Consider the following 21,122-nt stretch of genomic DNA (forward strand, 5'->3'; position numbering starts at 1 on the left):
GGGTTACCCGGCGCGCCGCCGCCGACGGCACCTCCCAGCAGCCCCGGGGAGGCCTTCTGCGTTGCCCGGTTCCCGCCCCACCCAGAACGAGATGACGATGACCGACAGGCCACTTCCCGCTGCGCCGGACGTGACCGCACTTCTGCTGGACACCGACACGCTGGACGGATTCCTGCAAGCGCTCGCCCACCGCGCGCTCGCTCTGACGCCCACCGCGGACGGCTGTGGAGTAACCCTGGAGCGGCAGGGCCGCCCCGTGACGGTATCCAGCGTCGGCGCCAGCGCGACCAAACTCGACGAGGCTCAGTACGGCCAGGACGACGGCCCGTGCCTCCAGGCGATGCGCACCGGCCTGGTGATCGATGTCCCCGACACCCTGAGCGAGAGCCGCTGGGGCGCCTATCCGGCCTACGCCGCCGCCTGCGGTGCCCGCTCCTCGCTGTCCCTGCCGATCGCTCCCTACAGCGATACCGCGGGAGCCCTTAATCTGTACGCCCCTGTTCCGAACGCCTTCGTCGACGCCGACCTGACCTCGCTGCGGCTGCTGGCGGCTCAGGCCACCGGCGCGATCGAGTTGGCCCAACGGATCGCGGATGTACAGGCGTTCGCCGCCGATCTCCAGGCGGCCATGAAGTCCCGTACCGTCATCGACCAGGCCATGGGCGTCATCATGGGCCAACAGCGCTGCACCCCCGAGCGGGCCTTCGAGGTCCTGCGAACCGCCTCCCAACACCGCAATGTCAAACTCCGCGACCTGTGCGCCGAACTGATCGCCAGCATCACCGGGCACCTTCCGGCCGAAGACGAACTGCACCCCCGGCGGTGATCGTGGGACCTGTCCGCGCCTCGGCGGACCGCGAGCGAAGCGGCGGGGGCGGCCAGGTCCCGTAGCTCTCGGCCACACGCCGCCGCTTGCTCGCTCGCGGGTTCCGGCGCTGCGGGATGCCACCGGGAACGATGGGTACTCGAAGCGAGCACATTTCAGGCGACCTGGCCGTGAAGCGCGCTTCCGGCCACCAGTCCGTTCATCAAGGAGACGTGATCGTGGACGCAGACATGTGGGACTACCAGTCGGCGGTCGGTTACACGCAGGACGCCACCTTGACCGGCTACAAGGTCGAGGCGACCGACGGAAGTATCGGCAAGGTCGACAAGCATTCCGGCGACGTCGGAGCCTCTCACCTCGTGGTCGACATCGGGGTGTGGATCTTCGGCAAGCACGTGCTGATCCCCGCCGGCATCGTCACCGGCATCGACACAGCGGCGGAGATGATCTACGTCGACCGGACGAAGGAGCAGATCAAGAACGCTCCCGAGTTCGACAAGGACAAGCACACCGGTGACGCGGGCTATCACGAGCAGCTCGGTAGCTACTACGGGAGCCACCGCGCCTGAGCCCCGAGTTGAAGGGCGCGGGGGGCGGGCTTAAGCAGAGCCGGGTGGGCTGAAGCAGAGCCCGGTGGGCTTAAGCAGAGCCGGGGTGGGCTGGAGCGGCGCCTCCTGCCCACCCGCTGTGCGCAGTTGGACCGCGCGTCTCCTCGGCCGCTGATCGGTCAGGCACTGGTGGGCGGTCCCGGCCGCTGCTGGTTGTAGCGCTGCGCGGCCCGGTCGTTGAGGCTGCTGCCGGCCCGGCGCAGGACCTCCTTCCAGCGGGGCTGGGCGGGAGCGCCGAGGGAGTGCCCTTGCTTCATCGGGGTGTTGGTGTCCGGGTCCGTCTCCGGGGCTGTGGGCAGCGCCCGCCCCACCAGACCGCTGACCCGCGTGACCAGGCCCGGCGCGACACCATGGGCGAGCGACGCGGCGTGCGCGGCGGGTGTGAGCACCACGCGGGTACGACGGCGCTCCACCGCCCGGACGATCTTCTCAGCCGCCCGTTCGGCATCCATGGACACCAGGGGTGTCCCGGCCAGCGCGGAGAACCAGGCGAACTCCGCCTCCGCCCGGCCGCCGAACTCGGCCTGCAGATGGGATCCGGTCCGCATCAGGCCGGGATGCACGGTGGTCACGCTCACGGCGCTGCCCGCCGTCTCCTCCTGGAGACCCTCACCCAGCGCCCTGACGGCGGCCTTGGCGCAGGAGTAGGGGACGAGGTGGGGAACGGCCAGCAGCGCACCGACGGAGCCGATCAGCCCGAGCCGGCCGCCCGCCGGACTGCGCCGCAGCACGGGAAGAGCGGCGAGCGAGGTGTGCAGGGTGCCCTCGAAGATGGTCGCCATCGCGTCCCGGAACGCCGGCGTACCGCCGGCCTCGGCCGGCGCCACCTGGATCACGCCGGCGTTGGCGATCACCACGTCGAGGCCGCCGACCTCCTCCGCGGTGTCGGCCACCGCGGAAGCCACCGCCGCCTCGTCCCGGACGTCGCACACCACGGTGCGTACGTCCTGCCCGGTGCGCGCGTGGATCCAGGCCGCGCCCCGGTCGAGTTCGTCGGCGTCACGGGCCAGCAGAGTCACCCGGCACCCGCGAGCCGCCAGACGGGCACCGGTCAGCAGTCCCAGACCCCTCGAACCGCCGGTCACGAGAGCGCGGAGCCCCTCGGACAGGGAGTGGTCGGTCAACAACATGTCGTCACCTCTTCGCCGGGAGCACATATGACGCGGATGCGTCCGACTCGAGTACCCCCGGCCCGCCCACTTCACGTCCCGCGTCTGCGCCGTCCACCGCAGGCCTCGCCGTCATGCGACCCCGGCGCCTACTCAGCGGCTTGCACCGATGACTGTGCGAAGTTATCTGGATATGTGCATAAAAGGGTGCTTGCGGTGTTTCTGGGTGGTTCGGTCGGTTACTCGATCAGAGATCCCCCTACAGGAGCAGGAGGCGCAGATGATCACCCGAGAGCAGATCCCCGCGGTGCTGGACCACCCGGTCTACGACGCGGACGGCAGCAAGGTCGGCGACGCCAAGAACGTCTTCTACGACGACGCTACCGGTCAGCCCGAGTGGGTCACCGTCAAGACGGGCCTGTTCGGCACCAACGAATCGTTCGTCCCCATGCGTGAGGCGCGTATGGTCGAGGACCACCTCGAGGTTTCGGTCTCCAAGGACCGCATCAAGGACGCTCCCAACGTCGACATCGACGGCGGCGGGCACCTGTCCGAGGCAGAGGAGCACCGCCTGTACGAGCACTACGGCATCCGTTGGGACGAGGCCTGGCAGCAGGCCAACGACCCGGCCCGCGGTGGGTGGGCCAGCACAGGCCCCGAGTCGGTCGGCGAGGCAACGGCCGTGGGGACGGGCGAAGGCACGATGCGCGCCGGCGGTACCGGCGACGACGCGATGACGCGCTCCGAGGAAGAAATGCACGTCGGGGTGGAACGCGAGGAGACCGGCCGTGCGCGGCTGCGGAAGTACGTGGTCACCGAGGAACAGCAGCAGACCGTTCCGGTACGTCACGAAGAGGTCCGCATAGTGCGCGAGCCCGTCACCGACGCCAACATCGATGACGCGCTGTCCGGCCCCGAGATCTCGGAAGCGGAACACGAGGTCACCCTGCACGCGGAGCGGCCCGTCGTGGAGACCCGGACCGAACCCGTCGAGCGCGTCCGCCTGAGCACGGAAGAAGTCACGGAGGAGGAAACCGTCACCGGAACCGTGCGCAAGGAGCGCATCGAAACCGACCTCCCCGACGACGAAGAGGACGGGCGGATTTGAACCTCCTCCGCTACGTCCGGATCAGCCGTCGACGCGCGTGGCGGGAAACGCGCTGACGGAGCCACACCGGGGCACCCCGGGTAGCGGGCCACCGCTGCCCGGGGTCAGGTGCGGGAGAGGACGACGCCTCACCGGAGTCGGGCCATCAGCCCTTGACGGGGCCGCCGTTGATGGCGACGCGCTGGCCGTAGCGGGCGTAGGGGTAGTAGTCGTACGTTGCGTGGTGCTGGACGCACCGGTTGTCCCAGAAGACGAGTGTGCCCGGGGTCCAGCGGACGCGGCAGTGCAGGACCGGCCTGCGGGCGATGATGTCGAAGAGCATGTCCAGCAGGGCCCGGCTCTCGTCGGCGGAGAGCTGCGGGATGCGGCTGCTGTAGGCCTTGTTGACGTACAGCAGTTGGCGGTCGGTCTCGGGGTGCCGGGCGATGAGCGGGTGTTCGCTCTTGGGGATGACGTAGTCCGCGGGCGGTGTGTACCCGGCCAGTGCCTGCGCGCCGTCGTGTATCGCGGTCAGCGGGTCCAGAAGGGCGCGCATGGCCGGTGAGAGCATGTCGTAGGCGAGGTGCATGTTGGCGAAGAGGGTGTCGCCGCCGCACCCCGGCTCCGGTGTCTCGGTGATGTAGAGCATCGACCCCAGTGACGGCTCGGCGTCGGCGGTGCCGTCCGCGTGCCAGCCGTTGCCCGCCACGTTCGCCGCGGCCGACGTCGTGCGGATCTCCAGGATGTACGGATCGCCCTCGGGCGCCGGGTCGACGGGGCGCAGTTCGCCGAACGCGGCGGCGAAGTCCTTGTGTTGCTCGGGGAGGATCGTCTGATCGCGGAAGACGAGGACGTGGTAGTCGCGGAAGGCGGCCCGGATCTCCTCCAGTTGCTCCGCCGGGATCTCCCGCGACAGGTCGACGCCCGAGACCTCCGCTCCCAGAACGGGGGTGATCCGTTCGACAGTGAGAGTGCGGTAGGGGTACGGGGGACGCGTAGTGATCGCTTCCAGTGCTGCGAGTTCGTATGGCTCCATGTCATCCTCCAGAGGTGGGGTGGGGTGGGGTGGGGTTTTACAGGTCAGCGGGTCCGCGAGTACCGCTGCCAGGGGACGCCAGCGTCGCCCTGATGGTCTTGGCCACCGTGTCCACGTGGGGTGCCGCGACGATGCCGTAGTGGTCCGTGGGCAGACACCTGCGTACGGCGGACGGGGGCAGACAGGTGTTCCACTGCCGGTCCTGCTCCTGAGAGTCGGCGGGAGCGGGCATGCCCTCCGTGGAGTGTTCGGCCAGCCACAGATACGTGGGGACGGAGGCGAGCGGCCGTACGCGATGTTCCCCGAGGCTGCGCAGGTTCGCGCGGCAGCAGCGGGCCAGCCTCTCGGTATAGGCCTGTGCGTGCTCAGTCGCCAACGAGGAGGCGCCGATGCCCAGTTCGGCGGCGAACACCTTCTCCAGGTGAGCCTCGTCGTAGGCGGCGACCAGCGCTTCCGCCTGGGGTGGTGGCGGATCCAGCAGGTAGAGCGCGGCCGGCGGTCCGCCTGCCGACTCGGCGAGGCCTGCCATCTCCATCGCCACCCGGGCGCCGTAGGACCAGCCGGCCAGGTGGAGTCGGTGGTCCGGCCCGCCGAAGTGGGCGCGCAGTTCCGCGTCGTAGTGACGGGCCCGCTCGGCCAGTGACCATGCGGGCATCTCGGTGTCGCGGAGTCCAGGGTCGGCGATGAGGCACACCGTCGGTGCGGGTCCGAGCGCTGCCACCAGGGAACGGTAGGCCTGGATGTCTCCGCCCACAGGGTGCACCAGACACAGGACCGCCGGACCGGTTCCCACCTGCCAGATGTCCAGGACGACCGGGGAAGTGCTTTCGGCCGCTTCGCCGGACTCGGCGGAGGTGAGCGCCGCCTCGATGTGTTTCAGGATCTCCGCGAGGCTGACGCGGTGGCTGAAGGAGCCCAGGTCGAACTCGACGCCGTAGTCGTCCTCGATCTGGTCGATCAGGCTGATCAGGGTCAACGAGTCGGCGCCCAGGTCGTAGAGAGAGTCCTCGGGGTCCAGTTCGTCCACGCCCAGCAGATCCTGGATCACCCTGGCCATGGCGTCCGCCCTCCCTCCGGTGTCGCCGACGCCGGGGGCCTCTTCCTCGCCGTCCATCGGATGCACCGCTCCAGCGGACGAGGACCGAGCCGCGGTCTCGGCGGGAGCGTAGAAGGCCCGGGAGACGTCGATGTCGGTCGTGGACACGAGGAGTTGAGGCAGTTGCAGGGCGAGGGCGTGGGCGAAGACCGCCTTGCCCTCCTCGACGGTCAGGCCGACCGCGAGGTGCGCCTGATGCCGGCTGTCCGCGTTCGGGACGCGGGTCGCCATTCCGGTCTCGCTCCAGATGTCCCAGTTGACGCCGATCCGGACGGTCGTCTCCGTCTCCGAGGCCCGGTGGTGGGCGAAGCCGTCGAGGAGGCTCGCGCCGGCCGCGTAGTCGCTCTGGCCGACACCACCGAGCAGGGCGGACATCGAGGAGCAGTAGACCGCGATCTCGGGACGGAGGGCTGCGATGAGGTGCTCGACGACGAGTGCACCCCTGTCGCGGACCGCTGAGGCGTCGCGCATCGCGGTGGCGTCACGTCGTACGAGCAGCCCGCCGTGTCCGAGACCGGCCGCGTGGATGACGCCGTCCAGCCGCGACGTGTGGCCCGCGACGGCCGCCGCCACCTCGTGAACGGGCATGGTCGCGAGATCCGCCGGGACGAGCCCGACGCGGTCGGCCCATCCGTTCAACTCCTCGGGCAGCCGCGGGTTCCTCGACAGCAACAGGACGCGACCGCGGGTGTGTTCGAGCAGCCAGGCGGCGATGGCGCGCCCTATGCCGCCCGTGCCGCCGAGCACCAAGTGCACGGTGTCCACTCCGGCCGGTACGAGGGACTGCGTACCCTGCGCCTCCGGATCCAGCACCGGCATCGGATCCGGCACCGGTATGGTGCCCTGCCGCCACCAGTAGCCCTGCCGCAGCGCGAGTTGGCGCGGTAGGGCTGGCCCGTCGCGGCGCTCGGCCGCACGTGTACCGGCGACGACCGAGGCCACGTAACCGGCCCAGCGGGTGAGGTCGCTGTCGGGGAGGTCGAGCCAGTGGCCGGTCAGAGCGGACTCCTGATGGGCGACCTCCACCGGCCCGGCGAGGAGCGCCAGTTCGGGTCTGTCCACCGATCCCGTCACAGGCCTGGCGCCGTACGACAGCCACCACACCCGTGGGGAGACGCTTCGCCCGGTCAGCGCCTGGGCCAGGGCGGCCGTGCTGTCCACGCAGGTGCGACGGGCGTGTTCCAGGCTGCCGGGACCGACCGGCCCTGTCACGTCGAGGGGCAGGGCGTGCACCCACTCCATGTGGGCGCGGGCCGGGACGCCGTCCTCAGAAACCGGAGCGCTGTCGTCAGCGGCCGGGACGCCGTCCTCGGACAGTGCGTCGAGCAGGCGGCGCAGAGACACCGGATCGGCGGGGTCCGCGTCGTAGGCGTCCGGTCCTCGGCGGGCGAAGGCGTCGGCCGGGTGCACTCGTATCACTCGCGACGCCACCGCTTCGAAGGGCGCGAGGGCCGTCGACGGGGTGTCCTCGGAGGTCACGACGACCACGGTGGACGAGCGGCCGGCCGGCACGGTGGTGTCCACGACGGCGGCGCGGCGCAGCCGGACCCAGTGCGGCTGGTGCAGCCAATTCTCCCGGGGCAGCCGCTGGGGCGTGGCGGCCGGGGCTTCGTGCGGTTCCGCGGTCAGTCGGTCGAAGTCGTACTCCGCGAGGGAGAAGGACGGGGGAGGGAAGTCCCAGGGCGCCGGAGCGGAGCCCGCCCCCCAGTCGACAGAGCGTCCGGCGGTCCAGTCCTCGGCGAGTTCGCGGGCCGTGCGACCGGCCGCTGGGACCGCCGTGGCGTCCGGGTCCACGCTGCCGACCGGCACCGCTCCCGCGGCCACCGCGCGCAGCCGGCGCACGGCCGAGGCGGCGTCCGTCACGGTCGCCGCGGTCCGCAGGCGGCGGGCGACCCGACCGGTCTGAAGATGGCGGAGCGCGAACTCGTGTTGCTCCGGGTGCAGTTGGAGGTAGTCGGCGATCCGGGCGGCGTCGGTGGCGAGGGCTTCCGCGCTGGAGGCCGACAGCACCAGGCACTTGGGTACCTCGCCGGTCGCCACCGGTCCGGGCGCGGTGTCCTGCTCCACGATGACGTGGGCGTTGGTGCCGCCGATCCCGAAACTGCTGACGGCGGCCACCCGTTCGCGCCCGTCGGGCCAGGGCGTCGCCTCGGTCGGGACATGGAAGGGAGTGGGATCGGGGCCGATCTCCCGGTTGAAGGCGGAGAAGTTGAGGTTCGGCGGGAGTGTCCCGTGGTGCACCGCGAGGGCCGCGCGTACGAGGCCCACTACGCCGGCGGCCGCGCCCATGTGTCCGAGCTGGCTCTTGACGGAGCTCAGAGCGCAGCGGCCGGACTCACTCACGTCGAACGCCTGCCGTAGCGCCGCGACTTCGATCGGGTCGCCCAGCCGGGTGCCGGTGCCGTGCGCTTCCACATAGCCGAGGTCGGCGCCCGTGCGCCCGGCACGGGACAGGGCGGTCCGGATCACCTCCCGTTGTCCGGCCAGGGACGGCGCCGTGTAACTCATCTTCGCCGCACCGTCGTTGTTGATCGCGGAGCCGGTGATGAGTGCGTAGACGGTGTCGCCGTCGTGCCGCGCCTGCCGCAGCGTCTTGAGGACCACGACGCCGACACCGCTCGCGCCGACCGTGCCGGTGGCATCGGCGCTGAAGGGTCGGCAGTCCCCGTCCGCGGAGAAGATGTGATTCGGGCGGTAGCGGTAGCCGCCGGTCAGCCCGGGGTCGATGAGTACACCCCCGGCGAGCATCGCGTCGGCTTCGCCCTGCCTGAGCAGACCGCCGGCGAGATGCACGGCGACCAGAGAGCTGGAGCAGGCCGTCTGGGCGCTGAAGGCGGGGCCCGTCAGCCCGAGGTGGTACGCCACCTTCGTGGCCAGGAAGTCCTTCTCGTGGTGCAGGGCGAGCTGGAAACCGTCCGGCAGCCGGCCGGGGTCCGCCTCGCGCAACAGCGACTGGAAGTAGGTGTTCTCCCCGGCACCGGCCACCAGGCCCACCCGGGTGGCCGAGGTGTCCGCCACCCCGGCGTGCGCCAAGGCCTGCACGCCCGCCATCAGCAGGTGACGCTGCTGGGGGTCCATCAGACGTGCCTCTTGAGGACTGATGCCGAAGTGGCCCGGGTCGAAGTCGAGCATGCCGTCGAGTGTGCTGTGCGCGCCGACGACTCCTTCCGGCGCGTCGAAGCGGCGGATCCCGGTGCCGCCGGATACCACCAGCTCCCAGAAGGCGGCGAGGTCAGGGGCGCCGGGCACCCGTACCGCCATGCCGACGACCGCGATCGGCTCGCCGGGTTCGGGGGCCCCGTCGTCCCTCGCGGTCGACGGGGTGAGGGGCCGTGAGGCGGTGGCGGGTTGTGGGGCGGTGAGGGGCCGCGGGGCGGTGAGGTGGCGGGCCAGGGATCGTACGGTGACGTGCTCGAACAGTTCCGCGATGTTGAAGCGCAGACCGAGTGCGGTGGTGCAGCGCAGGTGGAAACGCATCAGCGCGAGACTGGAGGCCCCCGCCTCGAAGAAGGTCTGGTCCGGTGCGATCGGCGACCCGGTGACCTCCTCGAAGGCGGCGGTGAGGCGCTCCTCCTCGGCCGACAGGCCCAACCGGGTGATCGCGGACCGACGTATCTCCTTGCCCGGTGCCCGGACGACCGCCTGCCGGTCCAGCTTTCCGCTGGGGGTGCGGGGGAGCTTCTCCAGCCTGTGGAAGCTGTCCACCCGCACGTAGGAGGGCAGAAGGGCGGACAGATGCGCGGTCAGGTCGTCGGCGGACGGCGCTTCGCCACGTACTTCCAGGCTCGCCGTCAGCCGGTCGCCCGCACGCGTGACGACCGCGTTGACCACCGCGGGGTGGCGCAGCAGGGCCGCCTCGACCGAGCCGAGTTCGAGCCGGTGCCCGCTCAGTTTGATCTGCTGGTCGTCGCGGCCCGCGTAGTGCAGCAGGCCCGCACGGTCGAAGAACGCCCGGTCACCGGTGCGGTAGAACAGGCCCGCGCCGGGGAGTTCGACGAAACGGGTGTCGGCGAGTGCCGGTTCGTCGAGGTAGCAGCGGGTGGTCATCGTGCCGCCGATCAGCAGCTCGCCGGTGCACCAGGCCGGGACCGGGTCGCCCTGGGCGTCCACCACACGCAGATCGGCGCCGGCCACCGGGCGTCCGATGGCGGGCCGTTCGGGCCATCGCCCAGGATCTCCCTCCAGGCACAGGGCGCTGACCACATGGGTCTCGGTCGGCCCGTAGTGGTTGAACAGGCGTGCGCCGGGGAGTCCGGCGAACCAGCGCCGGATGCTGTCGGTGCACACCAACTGCTCACCCGCGGTGACCACTTCACGCAGCCGTGCGGGATACCTGTCCAGGCGGACGGCGTACTCGGCGAGCAACTGCAGGGCCACGTACGGCATGAAGATCCGCTCGGTCCCCGCGGAGTCCAGCCGGTCCAGGAGCGCGGGCGCGTCCTGCCGCCACTCGGGACGGATGAGCTGGAGGCTGCCACCCGTGCACAGCGTCCCGAAGATCTCCTGGAAGGACACGTCGAACGCCAGCATGGAGAACTGCTGGGTGGCAGCGGGGGAGTGCAGGCCGCCAGGACCCGACTGCCACCTGATCAGGTCGCACAGCGTGCGGTCGTGGATCTGCACGCCCTTGGGGACACCGGTGGTGCCGGAGGTGAACAGTGTGTACAGGGGGCGGGCGCCATCGTGTGTCGGCACGTCGACCGAGCGCCCGTCATGCGTACGCCCGCTATGCGTCTGGCCGTTATACGTACGTCCGTCATGCGTCTGCCCGTCATGCGTCTGCCCGTCGTACGACGCACTCGCGCCGGCATCCTCCAGCGGCGCTGGGTCCGCCGGTGTGACCGGTGCGACCGGTGCGACCGGTGTCACGAGGTGGCGCACCACACCGTCCGGGAGCAGTGTGTCCAGCGTCGGCGAGCCGTCCCGCGTGGTGAGGACGCACATCGGGTCGATCTGTTCCAGGACGCGGCGCAGCACGTCGGCCGGGTAGGACGGGTCGAGGGGAACGGCGGTGACGTTCAGTCTGGCCAGTGCCAGCAGCGCCACCACGTGTTCGGCGGAGGGGTCCAGGTACAGGGCCGCCCGGCAGGGGCTGCTGTCCGCCGGAATCGGGTAGCGGTCGGTCAGTTCCGCGGCGAGTGCCGCGGCGCGGGCGTCGAGGGCGGCGTAGGTCAGCGTGTCGCCGTCCGCCGTGACGACGGCGGGTGCGTCCGGCGTACGGGCGACCTGTCGGCCGAAGCCTTCGGCGACCGTGGCGAAGCCGGGTTCGGGGGCCGGTCCGCGCCCGCGTTCCGGAAGGGACAGCCGGTACGGCACGACGAGTTCACGGGCGGTGGAGCGGCCACCGGCGGCGAGCGCGTCCACGCCCCGCCGGAACAGCTCCGCCATTGCACCGATGTCCTCGCCGGTGAACCGGTTCTCGGCGTACTCCCACAGCACGTCGAGTCCGTCCGCGTGCTCGACCACGGAGACCGTCATCGGGCACTTGGCCTCCGGTGCCGCCCACCACAGAGGTCGCTGAGCGCAGCCGGGCAGCCGCAGTGCGCCGAAGTCGGTGTTCTCCAGGACGAAGAGGAAGTCGAACGGCGTGCTGTCGACCACGCCGTCCCAGCCGGTCAGTACGTCGGTGAGCGCCACGTCCTGGCGTCCCAGCACCTGTTCCGTGTCGGACTTGGTCCGGGCGAGATGTGAACGAAGGTCCTCACCGGGCATGACTGTCACCGGCAGCAGGACGGTGTTCGCCATCATGCCCGCGGTGTTCTCGAACTCCCGCACCGGGCGGTTGGCCACCGGGGCGGCGATCCGCGGGCGGACCAGACCGGTCACGCCGTACAGGCACCAGGAGAAGACACTCAGCAGCACCTGGAAACGGGTCAGCCCGAACTCGACGCTCAGCTGGTCGACTTGGGCCCGCCGTACGACGTCGAGCGACGTGTGCAGCAGCTGCGCCCGCGGTGCCGGACCCGTGTCCTGGGTGGACAGCGGCTCCTGCGGCTCCTCCAAACCCCGGTAGAAAGCGAGTAGTTCATCGCGCTGCGTCTGGTAGGCCGCGTCGGCGAATCGGTCGCTCTGCCAGACCGCGAAGTCCAGTGGGGTCGGGGCGGTTGAAGCGGTTGAAGCGGTCGGAGCGGGGGCCTCGCGGTGACCGCTCTCGGCGTAGGCGGCCGACAGGTCGTGCAGCAGGATGCTCAACGACCAGCCGTCCACAGCGATGTGGTGCAGGTGCAGCAGGAACGTGCCGCCGTCGTCGCGCGGCAGCCAGCAGGCTCGGAGCATGCGGGGGACGGCGAGATCGAAGGGTTCGGCGAAGAAGGTGTCGGCGAAGGCGTGCGCTTCCTCCTGGTCCCAGGCCTGCTGGGGGCCCGGCTCGTGCCAGGGGTCGTACGGCTCGCCGATGGTCTGCTCCAGGCCGTCCAGCCCGAGGCCGAAGCTCGTCCGCAGCGCCACGTGGCGTGTCACCAGGTTGCGCAGCGCCTGCCGCAGGGCGGAGGTGTCGACGGGCCCGTCCACGTGGAAGGCCTGAGCGACGGAGTAGGCCCGAGAGTCCGGGGAGCCGCGCTGTACCAGCCACAGCCGCTGTTGTTCGCTGGTGGCGGGCGCCGAGCGGGCACCGGAGACCACCGGTGCCGGCAGGGAGTGCTCCTCGTCGGGACGGCCCGTGGTGAGGGACCGGGCGACGGCGGCCAGGTCGCCGTGCAGAACGGACGCCCGGCTCAGCGAGCGGCCCCATCGCTGTCGTACGGCGAAGCAGAACCGAAGCGCCTTCAGCGAGTCCCCGCCGCTGGCGATCCACCTGTCACGCAGCCCGAGACCGGTGGTGCCGAGTATCTCCTCGGCCAGTTCGACGACTTGGCGCTCGGTCTCCGTCACGGCCGGTACTACGCCGGACTCGGAGGCGGCGGGCCGCCAGGGCCGACCGGCCTGCCGCAGCAAGGCGGCCTGGTCGACCTTGCCGTTGGCATTGAGCGGCAGTTCGGCCACGACGTGGATCTGGTGGGGGCGCATGTAGGCGGGCAGGTGGCTCGCCAGGTGGCTGTCGAACTCCTCGTAGGACAGCTCATGACGCAGGACGACGAACGCCAGCAGTTCGTTGGGTCCCGCGTCACTCGCGCGGCGCGTGCACACATACGCCCACCGGACCGCCGGGTGGGTGAGAACGCGCCGCTCTACTTCGCCCGGCTCGATCCTGAAGCCACGGACCTTCACCTGGCGGTCGGTTCGGCCGACGTATTCCACCAGGCCCTCGTTGTCGGCCCGTACGAGGTCACCGGTGCGGTAGTACGGCTCCTCACCACCGTCGAGCCACGGCAGCCGCACGAAACACCGCTCGGTCTCCTCGGGCAAGTTGCGGTATCCGACGGCGAGTCCGGCTCCGCTCAACAGGAGTTCGCCGACCTCACCGGGCGCGGCGACCCGCTCCGAGCCCGGTACGACCAGTACCGCACCGCTCTGCGGCAGGGGCCGTCCGATCGGCACCACATCCCCGTCGAAGTCCCGCGGGATCGGATGGCACAGGGCGAAGGTGGTGGACTCCGTCGGCCCGTAGATGTTGAACAGGCGGGTGCCGCTGTCGGCGTTGTCCCGGTACCAGCGGCGCATCACCTGGGGGTTGAGCGGCTCACCGCCCACCAGAACCTCGCCGGCCGCGGCGAAGCAGTCCGGCACTGCCGTGACCATCGCGTTGAAGAGGGCCGTGGTGATGAAGACGGTGTCCACCCGTTCGTGCCGCAGTGCGGCGGCGAACCGTTCGGGAGACTGTACGTCCCCGTCGCTCAGGATCACGCAGCAGCCACCGGTCAGCAGGGGTACCCAGACCTCGAAACTCAGCGCGTCGAAGGCAGGATTGGCCAGGCAGGCATAGCGCAGACCGGGTTCGACGCGGATGTAACCGGGTTGCGCCAGCCGCCTGACTCCGGCGTCACGGACCTCGACTCCCTTGGGCTGCCCTGTCGTTCCGGAGGTGTAGAACAGGAAGGACACCTCGCCGGGGACGGACGGTGTCTCCACGGCGGCAGCGATAGCGGCAGGAGCAGGAGCAGGAGCAGGAGCAGAGGCAGGGGCGGCGGCATCCGGAAGTCCGGGCAGAAGGGCGTCCGCGGCGAGAGCCTTCACATCCTGCGGGACCCCGGCTGCGCTCTCGCTCGTCTCGTACACCAGGGCCACCGCGGCGGAGTCCCGGAGGATGAAGTGACGTCGTTCGGCGGGGCTTTGCGTGTCGAGGGGCACGACCTGCGCCCCCAGCCGCAGAATGCCCAGCATCACGCAGACCAGCCGCCACGACCGCGGCATCGCCACCGCCACGGCCTGTCCCGCGGTGACACCGCGGGCCCTCAACTCCCGGGCGACGGTTGCGGCTGCCACGTTCAACGTCGCGTAATCGAGGCTGACTTCACCGTCGACGACCGCTTCGACGTGCGGTGTGCGAAGAGCTCGGCGGTGAATCTCAACGGCTGTACCGGCGGGGGCGCTCAAGTCCTCGGCCACGTCGACGGGCGACGTTTCGACGCGCGGTTTCATCGTGCCTCCGACGTGCCTGAAGGTGTTGTGCGCTCCGCCTCGCCCTGGCGGGGAGCGGATGTCAGCCGGTGCAGTTCGGCGGTGAGGACGGCGGCGACGCGGGGCAACTCGTCACTCTCCAACATGTCCCAGTGGCCGCAGGCAACAGGCTCGACCACGAACTCACCGCTCACGCGGCGGCGCCAGAACGCGCGTAGACGATCGGCACCCGCGCCGTCCTCGTCCTCGTCCTCCACGGCCGTGGCCTGCATAAGCACGGTACGGGCGGGCGATTGAGGCACGGCGTAGTCACGCCCCGTCTCGCGATGGTGGTTGTAGACGTTCAGGTACCGGGCCACCTGGTCGTCGTCGATGCCCGGATACATGCCGTTGAAGCGCACCAGCTTCTCCCGGAACTCCTCCATGCCCACCGGCGCGATCGCGGCGCGCTGCTCGTCGTCCTGGGCTCCGTGGGTGTCGAGGAGGACGACGCTCACCTTCTCGTGTCCGGCGGCTACCAGGCGGCGGCCCATCTCGTACGCGATCAGACCGCCGTACGAGAGCCCGCACAGCACCAGTGCCTCGTCGGCGCCGGGGTCGACGAGCCGCAGGTACTCCTCGGCCATCGCCTCGACGCTGGGCAGGGTGGACTCGCCGGGGTTGATCCCGGGTGCCTGAAGTCCCACCACGCCTATGTCGTCGGCCAGTTCGGCGGACAGCGGCAGGTAGCAGAACGCGGTGCCGCCCGCGGGGTGGACACACACCACGCGCTGCCGGTGGTCGCCCGCACGGAACTCGACCAGGCTGCTGGGTTCCGCGGACTGCGCCGCGTCGCCGCCGGCCCCGCGCACCCGCTCGGCGAGCGCCTCGATGGTGGGGTGCAGCATGACGTCCCGGACAGCCAAGTCGACGCCGAGTTCCTTCTGGACGGCGGACGCCATCTTGATCGCCGATATCGAAGTGCCGCCCAGCTCGAAGAAGTTGTCACCGATTCCGATGTCCGGATGCAGGAGCACCCCGCGCCAGACCCGGTACAGCGCCATCTCCACACGGTCACGGGGCGCGGCCGCGTTGACCCGCCCGGCGCGGGCGCCCGCCGCCACCCGCAGCACCTCTATCCGGTCCACCTTGCCGCTGTGGTTCAACGGCAGTCGCGGGAACTCGGCCACCACGGAGGGGATCATGTAGTCCGGCAGCCTGTCCTTGAGGGCCGTACGCCACTCGTACGGCATTCGCGTCGCCCCGGCGTCGACTCCCACGCCCGCGACCAGGTGCGGGCCACCGGGTGTGTCGCGGTCGGCCAGGACGACGGCCTCCCGCACCCCGGGGACCGCCAGAAGCGCCGCCTCGACCTCGCCGGGTTCGATACGGAAGCCGCGCAGCTTGAGCTGTTCGTCGCGGCGGCCGACGTACTCGGCGTTGCCGTCCGGCAGCCAGCGCGCCAAGTCACCGGTGCGGTAAAGGCGTTCACCGGGGACGAACGGGTCGGGCACGAAGAGTTCGTCGGTGAGGTCGGGCCGGTTCAGATATCCGCGGGCCAGACTCGCACCACCGAGGTAGACCTCGCCGGGAACTCCGACGGGTACCGGGCGCATCCGGTCGTCGAGGAGATACAGGCGGGTGCCGCGCAGTGGCCGCCCGATGGGACACGGCCGGTCGTACGGCTGCGGGTCGGTGTAGGCGGTGGCGTAGAGCGTGGCTTCGGTCGGACCGTAGCCGAAGCAGATGCGCAGGCCGGGCAGCAGCTCACGCATTCGGTGCAGGGTGCTCTCGGGCAGGGATTCCACTCCGGTGAGAAGCTGCCGCATGCTCGACCCGGCCAGGCGGGTGGCCGGATCCTCACCGATCCACAGGACGTAGGACGGGGGAAGGAACGCCTGGGTGACCTTGCGTTCGCGCATCCAGTCCAGCAACGCCCCAGGATCTCCGCGGAGTTCGTCGGGAACCAGGTGCAGGACGGCGCCGGTGGTCAGCGGGACGAGGAGTTCGTGCACCGACGCGTCGAAGCCGATGCTCGACCAGGCCGAGGACGCCTCGCCGGGAGCGTCTCCCATGAGGTCTTGCCAGTGGTCGAAGAGATTGATGACGCTGCCGTGCGTCACCGCCACGCCCTTGGGCCGGCCGGTCGACCCCGAGGTGTAGATGACGTAGGCGAGTCGAGCCCGGTCCGTGTCGATGGAGGGCGCCACATCGTGCGACCCCTCCGCCTCCACCTTCGTCAGCTGCTCCCACGACTGTCCGTCGCCGTCCGGAGTGTCGCTCCGGTCGGTCAGCACGAGGACCGGTGCGGCGTCGCTCACCATGGCGGCGAGCCGCTCGGGGGGTTGGCCGGGGTCGAGGGGCAGGTAGGCGGCTCCCGACTTGAGGATCCCGAGCACACCGATGACGAGTTCGGCCGTACGTCCCGCGTGCAGGCCCACCACGAGATCGGGGCCGGCGCCGCGGGCGATCAGTGCATGGGCGAGCCGGTTGGCCCGGCGGTCGAGTGTCGCGTAGTCCAGCTCCGCGTCGTCGGCCACCACCGCACACTGCTCGGGTCGTTCGCGGACCTGCTCCGCGAAGCGCTCCAGCACGCTTGCCGATGCCGGGCCGGCCACGGGGGGCCCGGAGCTGAAGGTGGCGAGGAGTGTCCGCTGCTCGTCCTCGTCGAGCAGCGTCAGGTCGGCGATCTCGGCATCCGGCCGCTCGGTCATCAGACGCAGCACGCGAAGGAATTGAGCTATGCACCGCTCGATCGTCGCCCGGTCGAAGAGCGCGACCGCGTAGTCGATCTCCCCGGTGAGTTGCAGGCCCTCGTCGGCCAGGGCCAGGACCACGTCGAACTTCGCGGGCACGTGGGCGGCATCCTCAAGCAACTCGACCTCCAGGCCTGGGAGGTCGAATTCCTTCCGCATGGAGGGGACCCAGGCGAACATGGTCTGGAACAAGGCTGTGTAGGCGGGGCTCCGCGGCGGGTTGACCAGCTCGACGACTCGCTCGAAGGGGAGGTCGACGTGCTTGAGGGCGTCACGGATCCGCTGGTTCACCCGCTTCAGGGCGTCTTTGACGGTGGGCGAGCCGGAGAGGTCCGCGCGCAGGGCGAGGGTGTTGACGAAGAAGCCGATCAGGCCCTCGACGTCGCCGCGTCGGCGGTTCGAGGTGGGGGCGCCGACCACGATGTCGTCCTGCCCGGAGAGCAGCGACAACAGGACGGACCAGCCGGTCAGGACGGTGGCGTAGAGGGAGACATCGTTGTCAGCTGCCAGTGTGCGCAGGGCTCGCGTCAGGTCCTCGTCGACGGTCACGGGCAACCGGGCGCCGCGGAAGTCCTGTTCGGGCGGGCGGGGCCGATCGGCGGGCAGGGAGATCACGGCCGGGGTGTCGGCCAGCGCGGTGGTCCAGTAGGCGGAGTGCGGGGCGGGTTCGTCTCCCGACATCCACTCCCATTGCCGACGCGTGTAATCGCTGTACTGCGAGGTCAGTTCGGGCAGCGAAGCGTCCTGCCCCCGCTGAAGCGCGGAGTACACCAGCCCCAGCTCTTTCAGCAGCAGGGAGCGGGACCAGCCGTCGAAAACTATGTGATGCACCGTCAGGATCAGTACGTGGTGGTGTGGTTCGAGCGCTATCAGACAACCGCGTGCCATGGGCTCCTCGCCCAGGCGGAACGGGGTGCCCTCCACCGCCAACCGTATTCGCGCGAGCCGTTCGATCCCGTCCGGCAGTGCCGTCAGATCCTCGAAGGTCACGGGGAACCCCGTGTCCGGCGGATCGACGACCTGAAGAGCCGAACCCTCGGAGGGGACCAGCCTGGTGCGCAGGGCCTCGTGCCGGGCCGCGAGCAGACGCAGCGCCTCGATGAGCAGATCCCGGTCCAAGTCTCCCCGGATATCGAAGGGCATCGGCTCGTTGTAGGCGGCGCTGGCGTCTCCGTCCATGCGCGCCATGACCCACAGACGTTCCTGCGCCAGCGACAAAGGCGCGAATTCTGCCTTCTCGTCGGGGCGACTACTGACTGCGATTCGGGGTAAAGACACGGATTACCCTTCACGACAAGGGGGCGACGCGGCGGACATGAGTCCCAACGTCCCCGGAGTATCAGTGGTTCACGCGATCTGACACGAGCGTGCCCGGCATGGTCTCTATGGTCTCTTTCGCGCGGCTTCAGCTCGACGTCCGGCTGAGCGGCGGCCCGTTCCGGATCTCGAACCGAACATTCACGGACTCGGCGGTGGCTCGCGCAAGCTTCTGTAAATTGCCATCTGTCTGCCAAGACTCCATAAAGTCGCACGAGGTGTATGCGGAGTGGGCGCTGCGGAGCTTTTGTTTGCTCGGTCGCCGGCGCGGTGGCTCAATTCCATTGATGCTAGATGTGCTCCGATTGGCGAGTGGTCAACCGTGACCCGTGTCACACCCGGCCATGGGGCATTCTCGGAGGAGCGCCGATAGAAGACGGCACAAACACCGTTTGCACTCAGCGTGCGACATCACGGGGTTTGTCTGGGGATAGCAGGCCACAATGGGGCACCGGTTCAACTCGATCGGGCCGTGCTCTACTGGTCAGAAATGGCGTATCCGGAGACAGAAGGCCAACGCAAAGTCATGACCACGGAATCGTCTTCGGCGAACCAGGTGTGGTCCACCCCCTGGCCCCAGACGACGTAGTCGCCCTGCCGCTCCAGCACCACGCTGCGGCCGGGGAACTCCATGCGGAATCGCCCTGATATGAGAACCAGCAGAGCTGTCCGCACCTCGCCTTCCACCCACCGCGCGCGTTTCTCACCGCGTGGATGGACACCCCATTTGACCTCGACGGCGTCGCTGTGGCGGGGGTCGCCCTGCTCCTGGAAGTGTCCGAGCAGCCATCCCCGGTTCCCTGCCGCGTCGCTGCTCGCATTGCCCACGTACACGCCGTCGTTCATGAGCCCGAACGGTAGCAACCGAAGGCCTGGTCCCTGCCGCAGGGCGATCGACCGTGGGATCGTGGCCCCAACAGGCCGAAGTTCCGGGCGGGTTCGCCCCGCCCGGAGCCCTTTCGCCCGGATCGGGCCGTGGACCGCGAACTTGCCCGCTTTACCGCGACTCGTCGACCAGCCGGCGCGCGGCAACCTCCGCACCGTCGGTGCGGAGCCTGTTTCCAAGGGACTTCGCGTGCGCCCGGGTCTCGGGCGCCAGAGCGGTCTTGAGCGCGATGCCCAGAGATTCGACGGTCGTGGTCGGGGCATCAAGGGCCGCACCGAGGTCCAACGCCGCGACCCGGCCGGCCCAGTACGGGTTGTCCGACAACTGGAGAGGTATCACCACCTGCGGCACGCCCGCCCGGGCCGCCGTCAGCGTCGTACCCGCGCCGCCGTGGTGGACCACCGCGGCCACCTTGCCGAACAGGCTCTGGTGGCTGACCTCGCCGATGGCGAAGCAGTCGTCCGCGTCGTCGAGGAGATCCAGTTCGGCCCAGCCACGGGACACGAGCACGCGGTGCCCCTGTGCGCGGATCGCCGCGACGGCCATGCCGCCGATACCTTCGGCGGGGGACATGCTGCCGAACCCCACGTAGACCGGCGGCGAGCCCGCGTCCAGGAACCTCGCCAAGTCCGGCGGTAGGGGTCGCTCGTCGGCGAGGGTCCACGCGCCCGGCTGTACGACGTCGAGGCCGGGGGTTTCCGGCCACGCCCCCAGGACCGGGTCCGCCGCCAGCCACGGACGGTCGGTGAGGATGTGATCGCGTACGTTTTCCACCGGCGGCAGGCCGAGAGCCGCCCGGTGACTGTTGAGTGCCTCGCCGAACTGCGCGGTGACGTTCCGGGCGTCCAACTCCCACAGTGTCGGATTGCCGGCGGCCTCAGGCTCCGGCCAGCCCGGCCGCGGAGGTGGCGCGTGATGCGGCGACGGAAGGTGGACCGCCGCATAGCTCACGTACACGTAGGAGATTCCGGCGGCCTCGGCCACGGATCGCGCGGCGACCTGCCCCAGCCCTGCCGCCACCACCACATCGCATCCGTCGAACGCCGCGGGGAAGGCGTCGAACTGCGTCTCGACCAACTCGTTCCTGTAGCGCGCCAGATCCGTCGCCGATGGCAGGGTCTTCCCGCGCATCAACTCCCTGACAGGCAGCCCGACCGGCACCAGCTCCACTCCGATGCCTGCCAGCCGCTTGGCGAACTCCTCGTCCGGCGGGGCGCACATCGTCACCGCGGCGCCAAGTGCCCGTAGCCGCACCGCGAGTGCCACCAGCGGTTCGACGTCGCCACGCGTCCCGTATGTAGACAACAACACCCGCATTCAGCGTCCTCTTTCGTCGGAGTTCCATGCGATTGATGTCGATTCCGCCCAGGCGCCCGGGTCTAAGGGCTGTCCCGTAATCCCCGGCGGGCGCACGACGACAGCTACGGCACCTCGCCGCGTTGTCGGATCGCCCGAATACGCCCAGTATGAGGACGACCCTCCGCCTTGCGATGCACCGCATCTGACGCCGCGCGCTGATCCACCGGGGATTACGGGACAGCCCTTAGGCCCGCAGTGGCGATATGGCGGCCATCGGAACCGATCGGCAGCAGGACTGTTCGCGCGTCGGCCAGAGTAGGCGATGGACGGCTCGCTGTATCGAGCTCGGTCCTATTGGTCAACCGGGCTATTTCGCAGCAGAGTTGTGCCTTCGGGAGGTAAAGGGAACAGTCATCTCCGTGGCCGCTGTGTGCATCGGCATGGCAGGGAGGCAGAGGTTCAACATCGGCCGGCCGTGGGCAGTCTGTGCTCGGCGAGGTGTGCTGGTTCCCCCATCGTCCACACAATCGGAGTACCACTCGATGCAGATTTCGTCCGCACCCGTACCCGATGTTTCCGTCATCCTTCCCTGCGCTGGATACGGATCCCGTTTCGGGGCGCCCTACC

Annotated in this window: 9 protein-coding genes; 3 read left to right on the forward strand and 6 right to left on the reverse strand. The window is 69.9% G+C overall.

Features of this window, described 5'->3' with window-relative positions:
• Positions 1 to 97 precede the first annotated feature (97 nt).
• Both ACIP79_RS32115 and ACIP79_RS32120 read left to right on the forward strand, forming a co-directional pair.
• Entirely contained in the window at positions 98 to 826 is a 729-nt protein-coding gene (locus ACIP79_RS32115; protein ID WP_401228812.1) for a GAF and ANTAR domain-containing protein, read from the forward strand.
• 230 nt (positions 827 to 1,056) lie between these two features.
• Positions 1,057 to 1,395, forward strand: coding sequence for a PRC-barrel domain-containing protein (locus ACIP79_RS32120; protein WP_401228839.1), 339 nt, complete (start codon positions 1,057 to 1,059; stop codon positions 1,393 to 1,395).
• A gap of 158 nt (positions 1,396 to 1,553) precedes the next feature.
• Here ACIP79_RS32120 and ACIP79_RS32125 read toward each other — a convergent pair whose 3' ends face one another.
• Positions 1,554 to 2,564, reverse strand: a complete 1,011-nt coding sequence (locus tag ACIP79_RS32125) for an SDR family NAD(P)-dependent oxidoreductase (protein WP_401228814.1) — start codon at positions 2,562 to 2,564, stop codon at positions 1,554 to 1,556.
• A gap of 259 nt (positions 2,565 to 2,823) precedes the next feature.
• Between ACIP79_RS32125 and ACIP79_RS32130 the strand changes: the two genes are divergently transcribed.
• A complete protein-coding gene (locus tag ACIP79_RS32130) occupies positions 2,824 to 3,651 on the forward strand; it encodes a DUF2382 domain-containing protein (protein ID WP_401228816.1) in 828 nt (275 codons plus the stop codon).
• Between the two features lie 145 nt (positions 3,652 to 3,796).
• Here ACIP79_RS32130 and ACIP79_RS32135 read toward each other — a convergent pair whose 3' ends face one another.
• The 5 genes from ACIP79_RS32135 to ACIP79_RS32155 form a co-directional block, all read right to left on the reverse strand.
• Entirely contained in the window at positions 3,797 to 4,666 is an 870-nt protein-coding gene (locus tag ACIP79_RS32135) for a TauD/TfdA dioxygenase family protein (RefSeq protein ID WP_401228818.1), read from the reverse strand.
• A 37-nt stretch (positions 4,667 to 4,703) separates the two neighbouring features.
• The gene (locus tag ACIP79_RS32140; RefSeq protein WP_401228820.1) at positions 4,704 to 14,279 is read right to left on the reverse strand and encodes an amino acid adenylation domain-containing protein; all 9,576 of its coding nucleotides are present in this window, start codon (positions 14,277 to 14,279) and stop codon (positions 4,704 to 4,706) included.
• The gene (locus ACIP79_RS32145) at positions 14,276 to 18,271 is read right to left on the reverse strand and encodes an amino acid adenylation domain-containing protein (RefSeq protein WP_401228822.1); all 3,996 of its coding nucleotides are present in this window, start codon (positions 18,269 to 18,271) and stop codon (positions 14,276 to 14,278) included. The genes ACIP79_RS32140 and ACIP79_RS32145 overlap by 4 nt, the downstream gene beginning before the upstream one ends.
• A gap of 516 nt (positions 18,272 to 18,787) precedes the next feature.
• Complete coding sequence (locus tag ACIP79_RS32150; protein WP_401228824.1) at positions 18,788 to 19,156, reverse strand: signal peptidase I; 369 nt, start codon at positions 19,154 to 19,156, stop codon at positions 18,788 to 18,790.
• A gap of 151 nt (positions 19,157 to 19,307) precedes the next feature.
• Positions 19,308 to 20,513, reverse strand: a complete 1,206-nt coding sequence (locus ACIP79_RS32155; protein WP_401228826.1) for a glycosyltransferase — start codon at positions 20,511 to 20,513, stop codon at positions 19,308 to 19,310.
• Between the last annotated feature and the right edge of the window lie 609 nt (positions 20,514 to 21,122).

Source organism: Streptomyces sp. NPDC088747 (genome assembly GCF_044751025.1).
Classification (GTDB): domain Bacteria; phylum Actinomycetota; class Actinomycetes; order Streptomycetales; family Streptomycetaceae; genus Streptomyces.

Bases quoted from the DNA above. Each gene is read 5' to 3' on its own strand.
- ACIP79_RS32115 (WP_401228812.1), top strand. From the start codon at position 98: ATGACCGACAGGCCACTTCCCGCTGCGCCGGACGTGACCGCACTTCTG.
- ACIP79_RS32120 (WP_401228839.1), top strand. From the start codon at position 1,057: ATGTGGGACTACCAGTCGGCGGTCGGTTACACGCAGGACGCCACCTTG.
- ACIP79_RS32125 (WP_401228814.1), bottom strand. From the start codon at position 2,564: ATGTTGTTGACCGACCACTCCCTGTCCGAGGGGCTCCGCGCTCTCGTG.
- ACIP79_RS32130 (WP_401228816.1), top strand. From the start codon at position 2,824: ATGATCACCCGAGAGCAGATCCCCGCGGTGCTGGACCACCCGGTCTAC.
- ACIP79_RS32135 (WP_401228818.1), bottom strand. From the start codon at position 4,666: ATGGAGCCATACGAACTCGCAGCACTGGAAGCGATCACTACGCGTCCC.
- ACIP79_RS32140 (WP_401228820.1), bottom strand. From the start codon at position 14,279: ATGAAACCGCGCGTCGAAACGTCGCCCGTCGACGTGGCCGAGGACTTG.
- ACIP79_RS32150 (WP_401228824.1), bottom strand. From the start codon at position 19,156: ATGAACGACGGCGTGTACGTGGGCAATGCGAGCAGCGACGCGGCAGGG.
- ACIP79_RS32155 (WP_401228826.1), bottom strand. From the start codon at position 20,513: ATGCGGGTGTTGTTGTCTACATACGGGACGCGTGGCGACGTCGAACCG.